Annotated in this window: 1 protein-coding gene; it reads right to left on the reverse strand. The window is 62.9% G+C overall.

Annotated elements, in window-relative coordinates; translation table 11 throughout:
- On the reverse strand, positions 1-636 hold a 636-nt coding region (locus tag G3N94_RS41935; RefSeq protein WP_205799987.1), incomplete at both ends, for an RNA-guided endonuclease TnpB family protein.

Below are 636 nucleotides of genomic sequence, written 5' to 3' on the forward strand. Positions count from 1 at the left end.
TCCTGCTTCACCGAGTGGCCTGACTGCGCCATCTCTCCACGGGCTATCCGGGCATCGTCCTGCCCTTCCAACAGTTGCAATCCTCGTGTGAGGATATTCATTGCGCCGACCACGTCGGCGTGCGCTTGGTAGCCGCATGCAACGCAGGCGAACTGCGCCTGTGTCGTGCGATTGTCCGAACTCACGCATCTGCACGCGGGACAGGTCCGGCTCGTGTTCTGCGGCGGCACGGCGATCAGCCAGCCGCCGTTCCACGCCAGCTTGTAGTCCAGTTGGCGGCGGAACTCGAACCAGCCCTGGTCGAGGATGCGCTTGTTGAGGCCGGACTTCGCCTTCACGTTCTTCCCCGGCGCTTCGACACTGCCTGCCGCTGACCTGGACAGGTTCCGCACCTGCAAGTCCTCGATACTCACCATCGCGTGGCTCTTGCTGATCGTGGTCGTGGCCTTGTGCAGGTAGTCGCGGCGAGCGTTGCCAATGCGGGTATGGATGCGCTGGACGCGGGCCTTCGCTTTTCGCCAGTTCTTCGAGAATTGGACCTTGCGGCTCATTGCGCGCTGGTAGCGACGCAGCCGCATCTCATGCTTCTTGAAGCTGTTCAGCGGCGCAAGGAACGCGCCGTCGCTCATCGTAGCG

It is taken from the genome of Burkholderia sp. Ac-20353, from assembly GCF_017104785.1.
In the GTDB taxonomy this organism is placed as follows: Bacteria; Pseudomonadota; Gammaproteobacteria; order Burkholderiales; family Burkholderiaceae; genus Burkholderia.